This window comes from Paenibacillus sp. P2(2022), assembly GCF_029522175.1.
In the GTDB taxonomy this organism is placed as follows: Bacteria; Bacillota; Bacilli; order Paenibacillales; family Paenibacillaceae; genus Paenibacillus; species Paenibacillus polymyxa.
Genome location: NZ_JAKWFI010000004.1, coordinates 479,709 through 499,981, shown reverse-complemented (window position 1 = coordinate 499,981; position 20,273 = coordinate 479,709). Strand labels below are relative to the sequence as shown.

The 20,273-nt window shown below is 40.2% G+C and carries 18 protein-coding genes and 2 pseudogenes; 14 read left to right on the top strand and 6 right to left on the bottom strand.

Annotation, left to right across the window (positions count from 1 at the left end):
- Nucleotides 1–32 precede the first annotated feature (32 nt).
- Nucleotides 33–1,820, top strand: coding sequence for a 23S rRNA (uracil(1939)-C(5))-methyltransferase RlmD (rlmD, locus tag MMB75_RS16545; protein WP_277508903.1), 1,788 nt, complete (start codon nt 33–35; stop codon nt 1,818–1,820).
- 799 nt (nt 1,821–2,619) lie between these two features.
- On the opposite strand, the gene MMB75_RS16540 is transcribed toward rlmD, so the two are convergent.
- Nucleotides 2,620–2,769, bottom strand: a complete 150-nt coding sequence (locus MMB75_RS16540; RefSeq protein ID WP_157776657.1) for a hypothetical protein — start codon at nt 2,767–2,769, stop codon at nt 2,620–2,622.
- Nucleotides 2,770–2,980: 211 nt separating this feature from the next.
- On the opposite strand from MMB75_RS16540, the gene MMB75_RS16535 reads away from it, so the two are divergent.
- Nucleotides 2,981–3,226 (top strand): helix-turn-helix domain-containing protein, encoded by a 246-nt coding sequence (locus tag MMB75_RS16535; protein WP_016819814.1) that lies wholly within the window; start codon nt 2,981–2,983, stop codon nt 3,224–3,226.
- Nucleotides 3,223–4,425, top strand: coding sequence for an MvaI/BcnI family restriction endonuclease (locus tag MMB75_RS16530; RefSeq protein WP_016819815.1), 1,203 nt, complete (start codon nt 3,223–3,225; stop codon nt 4,423–4,425). The genes MMB75_RS16535 and MMB75_RS16530 overlap by 4 nt, the downstream gene beginning before the upstream one ends.
- A 463-nt stretch (nt 4,426–4,888) precedes the next feature.
- Here MMB75_RS16530 and MMB75_RS16520 read toward each other — a convergent pair whose 3' ends face one another.
- A complete protein-coding gene (locus MMB75_RS16520; protein WP_272942120.1) occupies nt 4,889–5,095 on the bottom strand; it encodes a tyrosine-type recombinase/integrase in 207 nt (68 codons plus the stop codon).
- A gap of 671 nt (nt 5,096–5,766) precedes the next feature.
- On the opposite strand from MMB75_RS16520, the gene MMB75_RS16515 reads away from it, so the two are divergent.
- Genes MMB75_RS16515 through MMB75_RS16505 form a run of 3 tightly spaced genes read left to right on the top strand, consistent with a single transcriptional unit; the run spans nt 5,767 to nt 10,741 of the window.
- A complete protein-coding gene (locus tag MMB75_RS16515) occupies nt 5,767–8,145 on the top strand; it encodes an ATP-binding protein (RefSeq protein WP_277508891.1) in 2,379 nt (792 codons plus the stop codon).
- The gene (locus MMB75_RS16510; RefSeq protein ID WP_016819819.1) at nt 8,138–9,799 is read left to right on the top strand and encodes a DEAD/DEAH box helicase family protein; all 1,662 of its coding nucleotides are present in this window, start codon (nt 8,138–8,140) and stop codon (nt 9,797–9,799) included. Before MMB75_RS16515 ends, MMB75_RS16510 begins: the two co-directional genes overlap by 8 nt.
- 12 nt (nt 9,800–9,811) lie before the next feature.
- A complete protein-coding gene (locus tag MMB75_RS16505) occupies nt 9,812–10,741 on the top strand; it encodes a hypothetical protein (protein WP_016819820.1) in 930 nt (309 codons plus the stop codon).
- A gap of 241 nt (nt 10,742–10,982) precedes the next feature.
- Here the strand turns inward: MMB75_RS16505 and MMB75_RS16500 are convergent, their stop codons facing one another.
- Nucleotides 10,983–12,344: a DNA cytosine methyltransferase gene (locus tag MMB75_RS16500; protein ID WP_016819821.1), complete on the bottom strand. Its 1,362-nt coding sequence runs from the start codon at nt 12,342–12,344 to the stop codon at nt 10,983–10,985.
- Nucleotides 12,345–12,780: 436 nt separating this feature from the next.
- Between MMB75_RS16500 and MMB75_RS16495 the strand changes: the two genes are divergently transcribed.
- The 3 genes from MMB75_RS16495 (at nt 12,781) to MMB75_RS16485 (ending at nt 14,177) form a co-directional block, all read left to right on the top strand.
- Nucleotides 12,781–13,275 carry an MvaI/BcnI family restriction endonuclease gene (locus MMB75_RS16495; RefSeq protein ID WP_016819823.1) on the top strand — a complete coding sequence of 165 codons (495 nt, stop codon included), beginning with the start codon at nt 12,781–12,783 and terminating at the stop codon, nt 13,273–13,275.
- Nucleotides 13,276–13,471: 196 nt separating this feature from the next.
- A complete protein-coding gene (locus MMB75_RS16490; protein WP_016819824.1) occupies nt 13,472–13,861 on the top strand; it encodes a hypothetical protein in 390 nt (129 codons plus the stop codon).
- A 49-nt stretch (nt 13,862–13,910) separates the two neighbouring features.
- Nucleotides 13,911–14,177 carry an ATP-binding protein gene (locus MMB75_RS16485; protein WP_080582292.1) on the top strand — a complete coding sequence of 89 codons (267 nt, stop codon included), beginning with the start codon at nt 13,911–13,913 and terminating at the stop codon, nt 14,175–14,177.
- A 121-nt stretch (nt 14,178–14,298) separates the two neighbouring features.
- Here MMB75_RS16485 and MMB75_RS16480 read toward each other — a convergent pair whose 3' ends face one another.
- Nucleotides 14,299–14,718: an N-6 DNA methylase gene (locus MMB75_RS16480; protein WP_272942122.1), complete on the bottom strand. Its 420-nt coding sequence runs from the start codon at nt 14,716–14,718 to the stop codon at nt 14,299–14,301.
- A 152-nt stretch (nt 14,719–14,870) separates the two neighbouring features.
- Between MMB75_RS16480 and MMB75_RS16475 the strand changes: the two are divergent.
- From MMB75_RS16475 to MMB75_RS16460, 4 genes and pseudogenes are all read left to right on the top strand, one after another.
- Nucleotides 14,871–15,284, top strand: a pseudogene (locus tag MMB75_RS16475) (N-6 DNA methylase); the annotation flags it as partial.
- A 409-nt stretch (nt 15,285–15,693) separates the two neighbouring features.
- A complete protein-coding gene (locus MMB75_RS16470) occupies nt 15,694–16,683 on the top strand; it encodes a tRNA dihydrouridine synthase (RefSeq protein WP_277508885.1) in 990 nt (329 codons plus the stop codon).
- A 53-nt stretch (nt 16,684–16,736) separates the two neighbouring features.
- Nucleotides 16,737–17,306, top strand: coding sequence for an SF0329 family protein (locus tag MMB75_RS16465; protein ID WP_277508883.1), 570 nt, complete (start codon nt 16,737–16,739; stop codon nt 17,304–17,306).
- A 71-nt stretch (nt 17,307–17,377) separates the two neighbouring features.
- Nucleotides 17,378–17,959, top strand: a complete 582-nt coding sequence (locus MMB75_RS16460; protein WP_277508881.1) for an amidohydrolase family protein — start codon at nt 17,378–17,380, stop codon at nt 17,957–17,959.
- On the opposite strand, the gene MMB75_RS16455 is transcribed toward MMB75_RS16460, so the two are convergent.
- Nucleotides 17,956–18,360 (bottom strand): helix-turn-helix domain-containing protein, encoded by a 405-nt coding sequence (locus tag MMB75_RS16455; RefSeq protein ID WP_230681859.1) that lies wholly within the window; start codon nt 18,358–18,360, stop codon nt 17,956–17,958. The genes MMB75_RS16460 and MMB75_RS16455 overlap by 4 nt on opposite strands.
- 51 nt (nt 18,361–18,411) lie before the next feature.
- A pseudogene (locus MMB75_RS16450) lies at nt 18,412–18,897 on the bottom strand (AraC family ligand binding domain-containing protein); the annotation flags it as partial.
- 349 nt (nt 18,898–19,246) lie between these two features.
- On the opposite strand from MMB75_RS16450, the gene MMB75_RS16445 reads away from it, so the two are divergent.
- Nucleotides 19,247–20,266, top strand: a complete 1,020-nt coding sequence (locus tag MMB75_RS16445) for a glycoside hydrolase family 88/105 protein (RefSeq protein ID WP_045244189.1) — start codon at nt 19,247–19,249, stop codon at nt 20,264–20,266.
- Nucleotides 20,267–20,273 lie beyond the last annotated feature (7 nt).

Sequence of the window (20,273 nt, the reverse complement as noted above, 5' to 3'; positions counted from 1 at the left end):
CATGAAAAGAAGAACAGAAAGAAGTGACCATCATGACGAATAACCGTAGCGGACGTGGAAAAAGCCGCCGGAATACAGCAACAGCAACTCCAGTTCAAGGAAAGCAGCACCACAAGACCATACAGGCGAAAAAAGACAGAGAACTGGAACAGTCACGAGTTGGAGCTGGGAATAGAATGCTTCGGGCTGGAACCGAAAGCAAAAGTGGAAATATGGATAATTCGGATCGAAAAATGCGGGGGGATGAACGGAAATCTCGTCATTTTTCCAAAGGTGAACGGAGTAACGATAGACGGAATCAGGAAGCTTCCAATCGTAAACGGTCTAGTGCAGAGCGTAGCGATCTGCCTGTGCAAAAGAACGATGAGGCCGTGATAGACATCATCGGCATGAACCATGATGGCGAGGGCGTAGGGCGTGTCGAGGGTTTTACGCTGTTCGTTCCGGGTGCGTTACCGGGTGAAAAGGTACGGGTCAAGGTGCTAAAAACGAAAAAGCAATATGGCTATGCCAAATTGCTGGATATTGCGCAGGCTAGCCCGGATCGAATTGCAGCTCCGTGTGCCATCTACGATCAATGCGGCGGTTGTCAGCTCCAGCATATGAGCTACGAAGCGCAGCTGGGCTGGAAGCGACAGCATGTGGTGGATGTGCTGGAACGTATCGGAAAGCTGAGTGTGGCTACAGATGGTGAGGCCGATACAGCCAAGGCTTCTGATTCGGCCATAAATGACGGCGGGTTAAATGCTGACAGCATGTCCGTTCATTTGCGGCGTGTACAAGGCGTAGTCGTGCATCCTACACTCGGTATGAGTGAGCCTTGGCGGTACCGCAACAAAGCCCAAGTGCCGATTGGTGTCACCGAGGGCGGGCTTGTCGGCGGCTTCTACGCACGCGGTAGCCATCGCATCGTGGATATGAACACATGTCTCATTCAAGACGAGCGCAATGACGAAGTGGTCGCACGTGTCAAAGAGATTGGCCGAATGCTGGGCATCAGTGCATATAATGAAGAAACCGGGCGCGGGCTGTTGCGCCATGTCGTTGTGAAGACCGCTTTTCGCACAGGTGAAATGATGCTAGTCCTCGTCACAAATGGGCGAGATATTCCGCACGCAGATGCGTGGATCGGTAGTATTCGTGAGCATATCCCACACGTGGCAAGCATATGCCAGAACGTGAATACCAAGCGAACGAACGTTATTTTTGGCGACGAGACTCGTGTACTGTGGGGACGTGATGTGATCTACGACTACATTGGAAACGTCCAGTTTGCGATTTCTGCACGATCCTTTTATCAGGTGAATCCCGTACAAACGGAGGTGCTGTATAGCAAAACCGTCGAATATGCCGGGCTCACAGGCAAAGAAACGGTAATTGATGCGTATTGTGGCATCGGCACGATCTCCTTGTTCCTCGCTCAGCATGCAGACCAGGTGTACGGGGTGGAGATCGTCAAAGAAGCCATCGACGATGCACGAAGTAATGCGCTATTGAACGAAATGCACAATGTGAAGTTCGAGGTAGGCGCCTCCGAGGATGTCATTCCCGCATGGAAAGAGCAAGGCATCACCGCCGACGTTATCGTCGTCGATCCTCCTCGCAAGGGCTGCGATCCACGCCTGCTCGACACCATTCTGGAGATGAAGCCAGAGCGTGTGGTATATGTATCCTGTAATCCAAGCACACTGGCGCGGGATTTAAGGATATTGGAGGATGGCGGGTATAGTACTGTGGAAGTGCAACCCGTAGATATGTTTCCGCATACGGTGCATGTGGAATCGGTGGCTTTGTTAGTGAGGAATGGTACAGATGGCTGAGATTCCAGTAGTGGAGCGGGTTTTGGGAGTAGTACAGATGGAATGAAAGTGTGAGAGGCGAAAAAATAGAAGAGTTGACTGATTGTTGACGAATTAAAAATAAGTTAAGGAGATATTTGAGGCTTAAATCAAGACTTTCTATTATTGGGACAGGGGTTTGACGCACTTTACTCGAGAAGGGAATATTTAATGTTGAGACCCCTGAAAGGATTGCCTACGAGTCAGGGGTTGGGTAATAATCTATTGCCGTCGAATACACCCTGTTGGTCTGTTGGGGATTGCTGCCCCGTTCAGGAAATGACTAGGATTATATTTGTACTGGGAAACCACTGTTGGCTGTCGTCGGGGTGGTTTCTTTACGTTTCTTCTTGAATTAGTCATTTTCAGTAAAGCGTTCTTGGCGCACCATTCTGGAATATGCTGCAGGGCAGCAATGATGGTTGTTTGGTTTGAAGCTTTAATAATGACCCCGGACACCACCTCCCCCTGCCGCAGGGGTATAAAAAAGCCAGAAACCGGAGGCTGCTGAGCCTATGCTTACGCCTTCTAACTTTACGAATCAGCGTTGGCTAGCTGCTCCCTGACATTAATGTGATTTCATTTATGAATTAGCTTCCAGTAGTCCGAACGCATGATTTAATTGTTCGCTCTTGGGATGGCTTTCTCTTCCTGCGCCCTTTTCACGATCAAATTCCGTTAAACGCAGCATAGCCTGAAAATATCGTCAGTACTAGTACCCCGTTACGGTATCTTCGAATGTTAAGGACTCGATTCCCACTCCCGCGTTCAAACAGGTTTATCACTGTCGCAATTGCATCACCAGTTGAAGTTGCAATACTGTTGCTTCATAACGGACTAACGACTCTCTGGCTTCCAGACGGTCAAGCAACTTAGTGAATTTAGGTCCCCCTCGTTCTCCTGACCTCCATTTATTTAATCTAGGCTTCAAGGTTTTACCCCACTGCTGAAATTCGTGCTCACCCCATAATCATGTATGTATTCCCTTATCTTTTCCTTACCGAGTGCCTTTTGTATTGCATCAGAGAACGCTTCTTTTGCATTCAAAACGCTATTTCCGCAAAAACACAAACGATAGTTAGTGTATTGCCGGAATAAATTCTATTACTGTTAATACAAGAAGTATGCAAGGGGGATTCATTATGAAGAAGGGTATGATTAGCTACGAATTTGGGGTCAATGTTTATAGGATAAGGACAGAAATTAAGCACCTCACTCAGGAAGAACTAGCTGAACTAAGCGGGTTAAGCGCCGTCTACATCGGTGAGATAGAACGTGGGCTGAGGAACGTAAGCTTAGAAACTGCTGAGAAGATTGCTGATGGACTTTCCATCGATCTATGTGAGCTTATAAAATATGACAGACCAAATCAGGAGGACGATGAATGATTCCATTTAAAAATCCAGAGAGAGTTGAAGATGTATTTTGCAAGGTGCTCACACCGAACGATGATAGCGGTCGCCATGGTGTATTGATTCCTGTGTTTGCGTATCGGCTTTTCCCAGATTTTGTTGGATTTGATCCACTTAGTGCGACCAATTACGAAGCACCTATTATAACTCACTGGGATGAATCTGAAGGATGGTCTCAGAAGGACAGCAAATGGAAGCATTATCATCGTTACCCAGAACGGCGAATGACATCATTGTCGCCCGAGCTACTCAATACCAAGCCTGAAAATTCATTGCTAATAGTTGGTAAATACAAGGATTTGTACGAGTATGAATGCATCATCATTCATCCAACGGATCCTCGGTATCTTCCAATTGGAAAAGAATTATTCCATTTTGAGCTTGAACAGGAGAAGGTCAGCGGCCTATCCGCAATCTTCCCATACAGTGAGCTTGTCGGCGACATAGAGCCATCTGTACTGGATGAATTAGTCGCCAAGGTAAGAGAGATTTCCAATCGTGGATTTGTTCCTTCCATGAGATCCGGTGATACAGGGGTCGGTTTCACGTTCGAATCACTATTGGGGATACAAGCGAACTCAGGAAAAGAACCCGATTATAAAGGCATTGAAATCAAGTGTTCACGTTCCAATAAGCCAAAGAATAAAAGAACCGTCCAAACGGGTAAACAAACGTTGTTTGCACTTGTCCCTAATTGGGGAGTAGCAGGGGATCGGAAAAATCTCGTACTGGGCTATGGATATTGGGATGAAAGCAGAGAAAGAACCGCGCTTTACTGTACAATTAAAATCGCGGAGAACAACTTAGGCTGGAAGCTTGAGGTTGTAGAGTCCGAGGGTAAGATCTACGTATGTAAACACGGTGAACGTATTGTTCAATATGAGTTGTCGAACCTAGAAGCAGCATTGGAAAGTAAACATAAGGAAAGTATCTTTGTAACTGCCTATTCGAGGAAGCTTGCCTCAGGTGAAGAAACATTCCATTACGATAGCCTCGTTCACGCTAAGGAGGTCTTGTTCAAGGAATTCATTGCCTTAATTAAAGAAAACGTCATTGGATTAGACTTTGCTATCCATATCAAGGACGGTAAAGCTAGGGACCATGGATTCCTCTGGCGTCTGGAAAATAAAAAGTATCTCTTGCGACTATTCAAGTATGTAGTCGAGCTTTATTAAAAATAAAGGGTCCGCTGGTATTACACCTGTTGGACCCTTTGACTCCTTTCGATTAGCTCATCTGATCTCGGCCGCAAATGTGTTTTTTACAAGGTTCTCACTATGAATGCTGATAATGGCCGGCGTTCCTGACGTCGTTTCCTTCTTACCGGGTGCTCCTGTTAACTATGAAGTACCGGTCTTGGTCGAGATATTCGAATGGCCCAAGCGCTCTGATATAAGTTTTGCATGTACGCCTTTGTTGATTAGTAGGGTGCACTCGTATGGCGAAGATCGTGGAATCTAATGTATTTTAACCCATGCTTCTTAAGAAATGCGCGAAACCATAGATAAGGTGTCTCGGGGTGATAGGCGTTCCCTTCATCGTTACTGAACACAAAAAAATGATCTCCGTCTTTCCAGGCATCACCTAATGCAAGCCGCTTTTTCCGTGACTCTAGATAATACTCCTTAAGATGCTCAATCACACTATCAGATAGACTTTCCTTGCGTTTAGACTTATCCGTTTTAGGTTGGAGATGATTCTCTTACCGTCAATGGAATGAGAAATGCTCTGTTTAACCTCAAGAATCCCTTTATTGAGGTCAACGTGTCCCCACTCTATACCAACTAGCTCGCCACGGCGAAGTGCTGTTGTTATTGCGAGCATGATCATGATACGCCATATCATTGGTTCATTTTCTAATAATTCGAACAACAGTGCTACCTCATCTTCATCGTATACTTCGATCTCTTTTCGTTTGACCTATGGAAAAGGAATACCGAAGACAAATCAATTTCTTCGACAAGGACTCGAAACGGCTCTGGGGGGATAATGAGACAGGAGTTAGCCAGCTTATTGAACGTATGCTAATGACGAAGTGGGGTTCGTCTAAAGGGAGTATGACCCGCTTTGAGGATGGGGTGTTTAGTTCTAAGAATTGAGCCCGCTCATGAGCATCGGTCAATCCTGTATCGCTGGACAAAAGAAATTTGTCTTTATAGGCTGCACCATCACTTTGAACGCAAAGAGCAAAAGCAAGGACCCCTTCAGTAATGATGGGGTCTTTCAATATTAATTATTTCGTATGATGGACTAAAAACAATATGGGAAGAAACACTAGGCAGATTTACTTCCTATAAGTTTAATCTATTTGTGATTATGGGACACCGTAATTCTAAAATTGATCTGATGCTTCTTCTTCATTTCTCATAAACGAGGAGAAAGAAGTGTGACACATCTGTCGTCATGTATTTGATGAATCATTTCCTAATACAAATGGCCCAAAAAATGATGAGCCCAAAACACCTTGACAATATGGTATCATGATGATAAATAGAATCATTTTTGGAGGAATATCAATGACTACAAGCATTAATCTTACGCCTAATCCTCGGATATTACAAATGTTGGGTCAAATTGAGTTCGAGAATTGGCAGTGTATTGCTGAACTTGTGGATAATTCAATAGATGCCTTATTAAAAGACTTCAACAATGGTAGGACCGATAGAGGAGAAATAAGGGTTAGTATTCCAACTTTTACGCAGTACACAGAAGGTTCTCCAATAACGATATGGGATAATGGACCGGGGATGAATATTAACCAACTAGAAAATGCTTTAAAAGCTGGTTATAGCAGTAATGACCCCACCTCAAATTTAGGTTTATTTGGAATGGGGTTTAATATATCTACAGCTAGAATTGGTGATAGGACATCTGTATTTACTTCCCAGAAGGGAGAACCCAATGAAATCGGTATCGAGATAGATTTTCAAGATATGATTCTAAATAATAGTTACGATAGACCCGTATTATCCAAACATAAAGACAACTCATATATTAGCGGAACTACGATTAAAATTTATAAATTAAAAGAAAGAGTTAGCCATTTAGGACAGCAAGGTATAAGTTCTCTCAAAAAGCAGCTTTCAAAAGTATATTCTAAATTGATTCGGGACTATAATATTGAAATTTATGTGAATGGTGATAAGCTTGTTCCTAATAAAAAGTGCATATGGAGTCCTGAAAGATATGTAATTAGAAATCATGAGAAGATTCCCGCGTATCTGGAGGTTAATGAGAACTTAGGTGATATGTATTTTTGTAGCTGTTGTTGGAACTGGCTTGATGCCCCAGTAATTGAAGGTTTGACACCACCGATATGTAAAATATGTGAGACATCAGATTTCGTTAGTGCAAGAGAGAGAATTATATCGGGTTGGCTTGGCATTCAAAGATATTATGATAAAGATGATTACGGAGTAGATTTTTATAGAAATGGTAGATTAATCGTAGCTAATGATAAATCGTTGTTTTATTGGAAAAATCCCGAGACGGGTGAACCTGAGATTGAGTATCCCGTGGATGCACTTCATTTTGGAGGTAGAATTGTTGGTGAATTAGAAACGAATTTTGTAAAAGTAACATATACAAAAGATAGTATTGAAAAAATGGATAAGCATTGGGATGCGCTTACTAAGAAAATTCGCGGTGAAGCACCAATACGTCCCAATATAGCACAAGATTTTGGATATCCAAAAAATGGAACTTATACAGCTCGTTTATTTGGTGGTTATCGTAAGGCTAATAAGCCAGGTAGAGAGGACTTGCTTCCAGGTAAATATAATTCATCAAGAAACAAATGGGAAGCAGATAATGTTCAACCAAAAGCTTGGGCAGAATTGTTCTATAAAGGTGAATCTGAATATCAAGATGATCATAAGTGGTGGGACTTAGTAGAACAAGTGGAAGAAAACAGACGATCAAGTAATATAGCTGCTGGCGAAGGAAGTGGGGAGGAAGACTTCCTTAACCCCAATTTTCCAAGCGGTGATTCCCGGACAAATGTACCCCCGATTGGAGGGGAGCCACCCATTTCTGGAATTCAAAGGCCACTAACCGGAGATGCTGAAGTCGCTGTTACATCTGTGGTTATTGATACGGAGGAAGATTCTTTAATTTCATATGTGAAAGACGAGTATCTAAGTGGCGTCTATAAAGTAGATGAATTAGGGGAAGATGGGATAGTACTAGATGTCTTCATTAATAACTCTTTGACACAGGAAAAACCACTTATTATTGAGAAGCTTAGCTATTCTAATTACAAGGCATATTATAACCCGAACTCCAACGTGTTCAAGAGTTTTGCCAACTCCGTTAAAGAATACTTACTAATGGAACTCGCAAATAGTCTATATTTAAGAAAAAATGACCCTGATGAGTGGTCTATCACAAAGATTTTTTATTTGTTAAAACTTCATTATTGTAAGGAGGAAAGCTTCGAACTTAACAATGTAAAATACAATGCAAACAATTTGCTTACTACAATTAAAAATAAATTAAGTGTAGCTGACATTAGGTTAGTTCCTGAGATTACATTGGACAGAGAAGATTACCAGACTTTGCAACGTGCTGTTTTGAGTAAACTCGGTGAGGGAGACTCTAAGGTAAGAGAGTTAATAGTAACAACAAAATTTCTTTCATTTATGCCGAATAGTTTCGTTTTGAAGTTTTTTACTATGTACCCAACAGTCTTTTTTGACGGCGTAATTTGGAGAAAACCATTTAGTGAGATAATCGACACTGACATTCAACAAGAGATAATTCAGGAGTTCTATTCATACCTAACTGATATTGTCTGGTTAATTAAGTATGAAGAAGAAGTAGTAGTTAATAATTTCCACAGGTTTAAGAGGAATATTGAAAGTCTCCGTTCTCTGGGGGAATTGACTGGTGAATGATACTAGAGGATTTTTGGGTAGAGAAAGGTTGTTCTATGGACCATGGCAGGCATTTGAAAGAGCTTTAGCTAGGTATTTGGTTCACATAGGATGGGAGCACGTAGCGCTCATTGGTGGTTCTGGTGATAATGGTGGGGACATTATAGCGTCAAATGGTACCAAAGAAGTTGTATATCAAGTTAAGTTTAGATCAAATGGCGGCGCAGTGGGGAAGGAAATTGTTGAAGATATAAAGCGAGCCATGGCATTTTATGAAATAAAGTTTGGTTGTTTAGTGACAAATGGTTATCTAAGTAAAGGTGCTCTAGATTATTTATTTACTCTGAAAAACTTAGGTTACAGAATACAAGTTATTGAAGGTAAAGATCTTATTGAAAAATTCAAAAGTCTTACTGATAATCCTGCCATCCAGTCTGATGTCAGAGAGTATCAGGCAGTAGCCATTGATAGTATTAATAAGTCTTTTGAACGTGGCGCGCGTTCTTGTCTAATAGTCCTCGCTACAGGTCTAGGGAAGACTTTTGTTGCTGGGAAATTCCTATCACTCATATACAAAAAGTATAGTGATATAAAAGTGTTAGTACTAGCAAATAAGAGCGACCTCATAAAGCAATTTGACAGAGCTATATGGGGCCATCTTCCTAAGTCAGTTTCAACGCACATCTGGGATGAGAGTGAAAAACCGGTTTATACTGATGGAGTGACCCTTGCTACATTTCAGAGTGTATATAATCATTTAAAGGGTGACAAGGAAGTTCCGTTTTATAATATTGTAATAATAGATGAGTGTCATCATGCTGGTGCGGAAACATATAACTTTGTAATTAATGAATTAAATCCTGATTTTTTATTAGGTTTAACGGCAACCCCTTTTAGAACTGATAATAAGGAAATAAGAGATATATTTGGACAACCCCAATTCACAATGGATATTATCCAAGGGATGCGTCACGGTTATTTGGCAAAAGTCGATTATAGGATCTTTTCGGATAATATTGATTGGAATTTTGTTACATCATACAGCAAGAAATCATTGACTATAAAGAGCTTAAATAAACAATTATTTTTACCACAACGTGATGAGGAAATAGTTTCCGTTTTAAAGGAAGTATGGATTAAAGAACATACTAATAGGGCAATACTTTTTTGTTCTGGAATAGAGCATTGTAAACAGATTGAAAAAATCCTTTTAGGCTATGGATTAAAAGCAAGAGGCCTTTACTCGGGAATGGACCCGTGGAAAAGGGAACGTTATTTAAGAGAATTTAGGCAAGGTAAAATAAAGATACTAGTATCTGTTGACATTCTTAATGAAGGTATTGATGTACCTGAAGTAGATCTAGTAGTTTTTTTAAGGGTAACTCATAGTAGGATAATATTCCTACAACAGTTAGGAAGAGGCTTAAGATTGAGCAATAAAAAGAATAAAGTCATAGTATTAGATTTTGTAACTGATATAAAAAGAGTGGCGTCATTGTTTAATTTAAATAAGAAGAATCAAGAATATAAAGAACAAGGGATTGAAATCGTTACGCTCAACAACTTTAATGTTTCGTTTTCTGATAGAACTAGCGAATCATTTTTCGAATCTATTATTAAGGATAAGTTCGAAATTGAAGATTATGACGAAGCAAGAGAATTATTCTTACCTTAGGGGTTTAACTATATGGACATAATTTCAATACTTAATATCATTAATGCACAAGATTGTCTAAGGAATGCTTCATTTCAACAAAATTGGTTGCGATATAAAAGCCAGATCGATAATTTTCTAGGGGAAAATCCCTCTGAGAGTAGGGTATTAAAGCTTGGATCTTGGCTATCTAGAATTTTCTCATTGGATAATGAATCAGCCCGTGATCAAAGTGATGTTTCTGTCTCCGGCAATGCGTGGTCCAGATTAGTTAATTGGTATTTAAACATGTGCTTAATCGGTACTAATTGTTGGGCGGTGAATAGTTCAGACTTAGTTCCGTCACAAGTAAAAAGGGCGCTAAGTCTGCAAATAAACAATCAAAAAGTCCAGAACTCAAAGGAAATAATTATTATGGGTTACTTTGGGAAAAATGTACCTGAGGTGTCTATCCCAAACGACTTTGATGGTATTGACCTAAAAATTAATTATTCGCAAATTTACAAACATTTCTTTAACTCAATAGATCTAGCTGATTTAAGAGTTGTATTATTGTCCGCGAAAACAAATTGCTCTGATATGCTTGCAATACCGTTATTTTGGAACTTTTGTTACAAGGGCAACAATTTAGATATGTTTGGAGTGAAGGTTGGCAATGAGAGGGAAAACCCAGAGAAATTTATTGATGAAAAAGTACTTTATTCTATTGTAACTGTTCCCTCGGGTAGAGAGTCCAAAATACTTGATGGTACCATTCCAGGGCAGGCTGCATTAAATAAACTTCAACTTCTTGATGGTGGCTTTTATTGGGGAAGACCCTCAACAGAAAAAGTAAATTCATTTGAACACTTTATAGCAGATAACTTCGGTGAAATTAGCAAGAACGCAGGTAAAATAGTAAGTGATGATTACAACTATAAGGATTCTCCACGATCTTTGCTATATAAACTTTTTAACATTTAGCTTCCATGGTCATTTATAGCAATAATTAACAATCTAAAAGTAAGTAGGCTGAATTCGTTAACTCTAAGGATGAATACACTTGAGCGAATGAACGCTGGGCATCGACATGGATGACGTGAAAATTAGCTTCGATATCGTATTTTATAAATTGATCAAAATGTTACTCGCTTGGACGAGCTAGTCTAAAATTTTGAATACCCCCTTTAATCACTTTAGCGATTAGAAGGGGGGATTTTATTGTTTATGTTGAAGAAAGTTGGAAGGTAGCTTCATTTAATTTTATTGCTTTCATTATCTCGAGTGCAATTGCTCTAGCTAATAAAGGAGGGACAGCATTACCAACTTGCGTATATTGCGGGACCTCTACTTTTCTTCTTGGACCACCGGTAGTTCTCTTGCCAAGAAAAATAAAACTATCATCAAATGACTGGATTCTAGCCATCTCCCTAACAGTTGGGATTCGATGTTCAAATGGAGTTAAGAAGTCGTCAGGCAAGGTGACCATAGTAGGTGCAACGCTATTTCTATTTAATCTGAATCTGTTGCTTTTTTTAGTTAATAATGCATCTATAAACTCATCGTTGATATTACCGGTTTTAAACAGATCAATAATTTGTTTTGTTGTATAATCAGTTAGTTTTTTTTCACATTCTTTTAACAATGAAGGATATCGGCTAAGATCTATTCCTTCACTTTTGATCCTTTTAACTAGTGCTGCGGAAGATTCTCCTTCTCTAAAAATAGAAAACCTCTCTGTAATTAACTCATTGTGTCTTGATAGATCATGATTATATATCTCACCATTGTAGTCAACCGACTTGCCGGAAAATGTCTTTGTACGACCTCTACGTGATTCAGTTTGATATTTTGATAATTTTTCTAAAAAGAGTTTACTGTCCTGATTAACAATAAGATCACTAATAGCGTCCAAAACAGTGACCTTATCTGTTTCATTGGGTGTAGTTGGTGTGGGATAGACCGGCGCTTTTACTGAATTTAGATATCCTATAAAAATCACCCTACGTCTTCTTTGTGGTACCCCGAAGTCAGAAGAATCTAATACTTGGGGAAGAAGAGTATTGTACCCAATTTCAGAAAACTCGTTTCTTAGTATTTCGGGAACTAAACTGTTATCAGGATATACTGAACCTTTTACTCCAACAAAACCATCTAATCGGGTATCGTTAAAGCCCTCCACATTCTCCATAACAACATAATTTGGTCTCAAATCATTAATAATTCTTAAGTACTCTTTAAATAGTGTATTGCGAGGATCATCCTTTTTTCGCAGCCCGGCGCGGCTGAATCCTTGACACGGAGGGCCGCCAAAAATAACGTCTATTTTTGGAAAGGGTTTATTTTGGAACATTTTGAGGTTTTGAATTGATTCAATAATTCCGCTTGATGGGAGTTCACGAATATCAGTTCTTTTAAAGAAAGTGTTCACACCTTGGATAAGACCAAGTTGATCGTGTCTATTTCTATAGGTTCTTTCGACATCTTCATTAATATCACTTGAAAATAGGATATGAAATCCCGCTTGTAAAATGCCTTCGCTCATCCCTCCGGCACCACAAAATAAATCAATAGCAAATGGTTTCATATAGTGCACCTCTTCATTCAAAACTAGGTTAACTGTATTATGACTGAATCTGAAAGAAAAGTCCAGGTTTATTTTACGAATATATGTTCTATTATAAAACATTGAATATATCAATGGACAGTTTTATTTTAAAAATTATTAAACGATGTCGTAAATAGGTATTATAGGTGCTAATATAGATCTTATACAACAGGAAAAATAAGGTGATCCCAATGAATCCATACTTTTTGCCTAATGTGGAAGAACAAATAAAGATTCAATTGATTCAACAATATTGTAGGAATGAATTTGCTTTAATTAGAATGACTTCAACAATGCTAGAAAAAAGTATCATTGACGCCTCGGGTCCATTAAGAACCATTTTAAAGGATAATGATACCGTAACTATGATAATGTTCTTCAGGGAACTGAATATAAAATTTTGGAGGATTCTCATGTGTTTTTGAACTCTAATATAGTAAATATGAAAACTAGCTTTTATAGGCCAAATACAAAACTCGGGGATCCGAGAATCTGGATATACGAATTTAAAAAGTATATCCCTACCGGTACATTGATATATTTTACTACTTTTCAAGGAAATCTTGTGGTTATCCCGCTTATTACGGGAGAGTCGCTGGAAATATTGTTGCCGCAATACTTTGGTCGCAATGACGATTATCTGATTGTAGAAGAATTAATGCAGCGTCTTTCAATAATATCAAACCAACGGATAAAAAGTATATCTCCATTTAAAAGCAGTCCAAAAGATGTTGGTGAAACCTTAGAAAAGTGTTTAGGGATAAGCCCTAATAGTATCGCACAAGCGTATTTTAAAGGAGCAATCGAATTAAAGTGTAAGAGAGCCAGTGGAGGAAATCTTGACACATTATTCAGTATGGTTCCTAACTGGGATATCAGTGCTCTTAAAAGCTCCACAGATATATGTTGACTTACGGATACCCAAGTAATAAATACAATGGCTTTTATGATTTATATGTAACAGTCAACAATAACCCAAATAATCAGGGGCTTTTTCTAGGGGCAGATGATGAAGAACAAATAATATAAAAATTATCAGGCAAATAACTAGTGTTGTTCAAAAAAGTCAAAGTGAACAAACACAATTTGTAAAGAATCAAGAAGAAATGTTGAATGTTTATAAAAGGCTAGCAAATAAAGAACTTTTATTACATAAAATTATCCATGAGGCTTTGATTTGGATAAAAAGCGTGAAAACAGTATCGTCTTCTGCAAAACGAAAAATTAGAATAGAGCGTAAGGAACAAAATATACCCAATTTTGGAATAGTAAATTTACTTGAGGCAGATTTCATCAAAATTGATAATTTAACAGATGATGCTAAAGACTACTTGATTGGGGCAAGAGATCATTTAATTCGAGAAAGGACGAAAGAACAAATCAACTTGAGAAGACATGGGCAGCAGTTTATTAATAATTTTCATGAAGACTTCTTATCTGAAAATATTAAAATTCCCTTTTCCCTCCAGAAGATCTTAATTACAAAATGGATATAGACGATTATAAAACTTTGCTAAATAATTATATCAGTAACTCAATTAAGTCATTAAAAAAATTAGTAGAAAACAAAAAGAAATTTCCATTAGCATAACGGAAAATCAAAGAAATATTATATTTATTTTTAAAGATAACGGGGAAGGGATTCCTGAACATATACGAGATAGAGTCTTTGATCCATTCTATTCAACAACCGGAGGTTTCGGAATGGGTTTATCAATTGTGGATGAAATTGTAAAAGAGTACAATGCTGAATTAAACCTTGTAAAAAATTATTCAGCAGGTGTAGAGTTCCAAGTTAAATTAAGGAAGTAGGGGGGATGTTAGTAAGAAATATACTCGTTGTTGATGATGATTAAAATCTTGAAGAAACTCAACAAGAATTATAGTGCAATCTATTTAGATATCAAAGAAAAATATGCGTTAGACTATGATATTAATTTTTTGGGGAACGGTTCATAGTTAGCGCAAATCTGATATGGTTAAAACCCGTGTAAATCAAAGGTTTTAACCATCTAACACAGAATCCAACCAACTCACACATGTTCCCGTGGAGTGTTACTCCATCAGGCCAATCGCTTTCAAGGGTGTCAGCATTAGACAGAGTCATGTTATTAAATGAAACACCATGCATTATCAGATTCATACGAGCCAGGTTGTGTGTTGTCGTATTTTTTTCTTGACCCAAAAATTTAATCGCCCCAGGTTTATCTCCACCAGACAACTCACCTTGAACCATTAACAGCAATGGCCCAGATCCATAAGTCGGGTCATATACCGAAAAAATTTTATCCGATTCTTCTACACCATCCGTTACGATTTTAGCCAATACTTGAGAAACTTCATGTGGTGTGATTAAATTACTTAAAAATGCTTTAAGGCATTCTTAATCATATCTACCTTATTGGTACCATGTGCTTTGCGGGAGAGCGATACAACCGCCTCCACAAGTCTCTACCTGTAATGACGTGCTCCGTTGCTGTATACGCCAATCCAGATGCCCAAGGAACTGACCACCCACGCTCATTTGATGCTGTAGTTGCGAATCCTCCTTATTCTGCTCATTGGGACAATAGCGAAACGAAACTCAAAGATCCACGTTTTAGGGAATATGGTAAACTCGCTCTTAGAACTAAGGCGGATTATGCATTCATCTTACACAGCTTGTATCATTTGAATGATACTGGAACAATGGCGATTGTATTACCGCATGGTGTCATGTTCCGTGGTGCAGCAGAAGGTGCGATTCGCCAAACGATCATTGAGAAAAACTACCTTGATACCGTTATAGGCTTACCTGCCAACTTGTTTTACGACGTATCCATCCCAACTACGATTTTAGTATTCAAGAAAAATCGTAAAAGAAAAGACATCTTGTTTATCGATGCAAGCAATGACAAGATAAACAAGAAATCGCTGAACTTGAAGCCAAAATCAATGAACAGCTAAAAATTTTGGGTATTCATGTGTAGATTTGACGAAAAGGGTCAAGGATATTATTCCTCGGCTCTTTTTTTAGGCCATTCGCTTGGGAACGGCGTAGGCTGGGGGAAGTTATACCGTGCAGTATTTCTATGAACTGCGGCGCAGTACGTTATAGAAGATGGCAAGGAGGGGCGGCGCTCTTCCTTTTTTTGCGAGTCTTTTGGGGAGTATGCTCCTCTATTGAGTATGATATACTCATTTAGATGTCTGTGCTTAACATATACTGCCGTTTGAACTAGGTTGCTTAAACACGTTATATGTGAAGAAGAAGCAAGGACATGAACAGGTTAGCTTTACCATTTTGGGACCAAAGATTTGTCCTGGTATTTATAGAGGAGTTTTTGATATGACGAATAATTTTTGGCGTGATTTGCCACGACCTTTTTTTATACTGGCACCGATGGAAGATGTGACGGATGTTGTGTTTCGCCATGTCGTAAGTGAAGCAGCCAGACCGGATGTGTTTTTTACGGAGTTTGCGAATACAGAGAGTTATTGTCACCCGGAGGGGAACAAAAGTGTACGCGGGCGTTTGACTTTTACAGAGGATGAACAGCCCATGGTGGCCCATATCTGGGGTGATAAGCCGGAATATTTCCGTGAAATGAGCATCGGTATGGCGAAAGAAGGCTTCAAAGGCATCGATATTAATATGGGTTGTCCTGTAGCGAATGTAGCCGAGAATGGGAAGGGAAGCGGCCTGATCTGCCGTCCCGAAATCGCAGCGGATATTATCCAAGCCGCGAAAGCCGGGGGACTGCCCGTGAGTGTAAAAACAAGGCTCGGTTTCACTGCCGTAGACGAATGGCGCGACTGGTTGACCCATATTCTGAAACAAGACATTGTGAATTTGTCCATTCATCTGCGGACAAGAGAGGAAATGAGCAAAGTAGACGCTCACTGGGAACTGATTCCGGAGATTAAGAAACTTCGTGATGAAGTGGCACCAAATACACTGCTGACCATTAACGGAGATATTCCGGACCGTCAGACCGGCTTGAAGCTCGCTGAGCAATATGGAGTGGATGGCATTATGATTGGGCGTGGTATTTTCCAGAATCCATTTGCGTTTGAAAAGGAGCCGAAGGAACACAGCAGTGAGGAATTGCTTGAACTGCTGCGGCTTCATCTAGATCTCCATGATCATTATTCAGCGCAGGAGCCACGTTCGTTCAGCCCTCTCGCCCGCTTCTTCAAAATATATGTCCGTGGATTCCGAGGGGCAAGTGAACTCAGAAACAGCTTAATGAACGCCAAATCAACAAGTGAAGTGCGTACATTGCTTGATGAGTTTGGAAGCAAGGATCATGATGAGGTAGAGGAACGTGGAAATTAAATTGCCAAGTTGGGGATGGGCTGTTAGTAGGCATTGAAAACATAGGAGGATATATGTCCTGGAGTAAATTGAAGCAACAACTGGAGAGTTTCCTCTGTCCTGCGTTAGACGGAAGAGTCGAATACCGAGCTACCAGTTACCGTTATTTACCTGATAAATCTGGAATTTGTTATATAACTGTAGATAAAAAGAACGTACTCAATATGAGTGATGTAACTAACCCAATCAGATGGTATCAGACGGAGCAGGAAATCAAGAATGATCCCAATATCCAAGTTCCTATCAGCAATGAAGAAATTGAAACGGTCAGAAAAGACACTAATGGGAATGTTCCGGAGGATCGTCTACAAGTAATTGCAAGAGGTAGAAAAATATCAGAACATGCAAAGGAGCTTTTGTCAGCACAGGCCTCATTAAGCAAGTCTAATTTTAATGTTGTAGCTAATAAATTTTTAACTACTTCTATAGAGGACAGCTTAGAGAGTAATGATATCTTATTGAATGTTCTGGCTTTAGTGGACAGACGAGTAGGAAAAAAGCGAATTTTAAACATGTCTGAGAAGATGAAGTTAAAGCATCCGATTGTGCAGTATTTTTATGAACTACGGCGTAGTACGTTATGAAAATAAATAACTTTCAATGATCAGGGGACATTGTGTCAGGGTTGTTCTCACTGAAGATATGAATATAGAATTTGAAAGAAATTTGGGAAAAGGTTGAGTGGAGAACGGGGCAAACCGGCTTCCATTATCATGTCTTTTCCCTGTTTTTTATATCGGGCTATACTGCATTGATTCCTACTTTGCAGGCTGGGTATCCCATTGCGAAACTGGACACAAGCCTAACGAAGGTGAATGAAACGGTTAAGGAAAATTCGCGGCTTGTGTACGACTCCATGCTAAAGGGGCTGCGTCAGGCTGTAGAACATGAGATCAAGATTGGAATTGGAACGGATGCCGCCATGTCTTACGTCACTCACTATGATATGTGGCGGGAACTAGACCACTATATGAGACAAACGAAACTGAATGCGGGTCAGGTCATCGAACGGGTAACAAAGTCTAATGCGGAGATCCTAGGCATTGATCATCTTACAGGGAGCATTGATATCGGAAAACAGGCGGATTTAATCGTGCTGGAGCACAATCCTTTGGACAACATAAAAGCTTTGTCAAATGTAGCTATGGTTATGGTGAGGGGCAATCTTATACCAACACCATCAGTGACCCGAATTCAGGAACTGGACAAGCTGATTGTTTCAGTTTGTCAAAATTAAACCCATCCCGTAAACTCCAGTATAGACGCTTTCGCGGATTGTGCTTCGGATTGCGCCCCTTTACGCCATTCTTTAGGCGGCTCTCCCATAAGCTTGGAGAAGCATCGGTTGAAGCTGGAAATGGAGCGATAACCGACTTGCTCGGAGATCGAAAGAATGGAGTCTTCTGTGCTTTTTAACTGCTTGCAGGCTTCTTCGATTCGGGTGCTGTTTAGGAAATCGAGAGGCGACGTTCCCATAATCTCATGAAATTTTCTGCGGAAATGGGTTGTGCTTAAATGGCACAGATCAGCCAAAAAATCTATGGTAACGGGCTTCATGTAATGTTTAGTGATGTACTCCAAAGCCGGAGAAATGACAAATTCGCTTTTCAAGCTATGCTCTGTTTCTTGATTAGCCATTGGTTCATTCCTGGAATGAATTCTAAGGAGCTCTATATAAAGGGATAGCAATAAGCCGTAGGCGCTTTCCTGGTAGTAAGGGTTCTGTTGTTGTAATTCCTCTACGATCGAAGTCGCAAGTGTATACACCTTGGGATGCTGCTCCTTGTTTAATATACAGTTCGTTCCCTTCATCACCCACAAGTTTGGCTCAAAGTTTCTGTAAGCGCTTTTAAAAGAATGTTGGAAAAGGTCCTCTGGCGAAAAAAAGATATAAGACCAAAGGCTGGCTGTATTTGGCGAACTATACGTGGTGTGAGGAAGATACCTGGGAATGAAAGTTACATCCCCGGCTTTGAAGGGGACAGTTTCTCCTTTGATCTCCATGAAGCCGCCATCCGAATAGCAAATACCAATCTCCAAATGGTTATGAAAATGAAGGTGCTCACTTTTAATATCTGAAATCTTCCAACGTTCACCACTTAATAGCAACACAGGAAAGTTGATGGGCAAGCTGTAGTGTCGGTATTCTATAACGGGCTTCTTTTTTCTGGGCATATTCAATACTCCCATTACTTGGATTTGAGTTGATTCTAGGTCAACGTTACATCAAGCTTAGCCAGCAGGTATACATCAGGATTTTGCAAAATTCGATTCCAATCGCTGCAAGGTGCAATATATAGACGAACTAGACCATGTCGATCTATATATTGTTTATTGGAAGTCGCTTATTGGATTTTTGCAAAATTCTCACATAAATGATTGGAATTGCGCAGTTTTGTTGCGAATGTGCTTAGATTGAGACTATTTTACTGCGTACAATGGAATAAGTAAAGCGTTTCCAAAATAGTGACGAACCGCTCTCAAGCGCCTTTGGGGGCGTGTGCACTAAGAGAGGGGAATAACAATGCTTCAATTAACTTATGACAAGGAAGAGATACTAAGAGTTATTGATAAAGTCGTCAGAAAAACCATGGCGATGGATTTAACATGGGATTGGCCCTGCGGTGTGGCTTATTATGGTGTATCCAGAGCCTATACCCAAACAGGAAATAAAGATTATTTAAATATGCTTGTCCAGTGGGCAGATGAATACATCGAGCTTGGTCTGCCGCACTGGACGGTAAACACATGTGCCATGGGTCATATGCTGATCACATTGTATGAAGAAACAGGGGACCAGAAATATTGGGATATTGTGATGAGCAAGGTGGATTACATCCAAAATAATGCTCTCCGGTTCGGAGATCGTGTCCTGCAGCATACGGTATCCACTGCTAATGATTTTCCAGAACAGGCATGGGCAGATACGTTGTTTATGGCGGCATTTTTTCTGCTTCGAGTAGGAACCAAATTAAAGGACGAGAAAATGATCCAGGATGCCTTAAACCAATATTACTGGCATATCAAATACCTGCAAGACCCTAGCAGTGGTCTCTGGTACCATGGCTACAACAATGTCAAACAGGATCACATGTCCGGATTTTTCTGGGGAAGAGCGAATGCTTGGGGAGCATATACCATGTCGCAAGTCAAAATTCATTTGAAAGACTGGTATTTGTATCCGCCGTGTATGGACGTGGAATGTTCCCTTCGGGATCAACTGGCGGCACTGAAAGGTGTCCAAACAGAGAACGGCTTATGGCGGACGGTACTGGATGACGAGGAGTCCTATGAAGAAGTATCTGCATCTTGCGGTATTGCGGCGGCCATGATCAATAACGGCAATCCGCTGCATACCAAATACGTGCAAAAGGCACTGAAGGGCATCTTGAACCATATTAGCGAAGACGGACGGGTACTGGGTGTATCGGGTGGAACAGCGGTTATGAAAGATCGGGAAGGGTATCGCAATATTCCAAAAGACTGGATTCAGGGCTGGGGACAAGGCTTGGCGTTGGCTTTTCTATCCGATATGTTGAATTAGGAGGGAT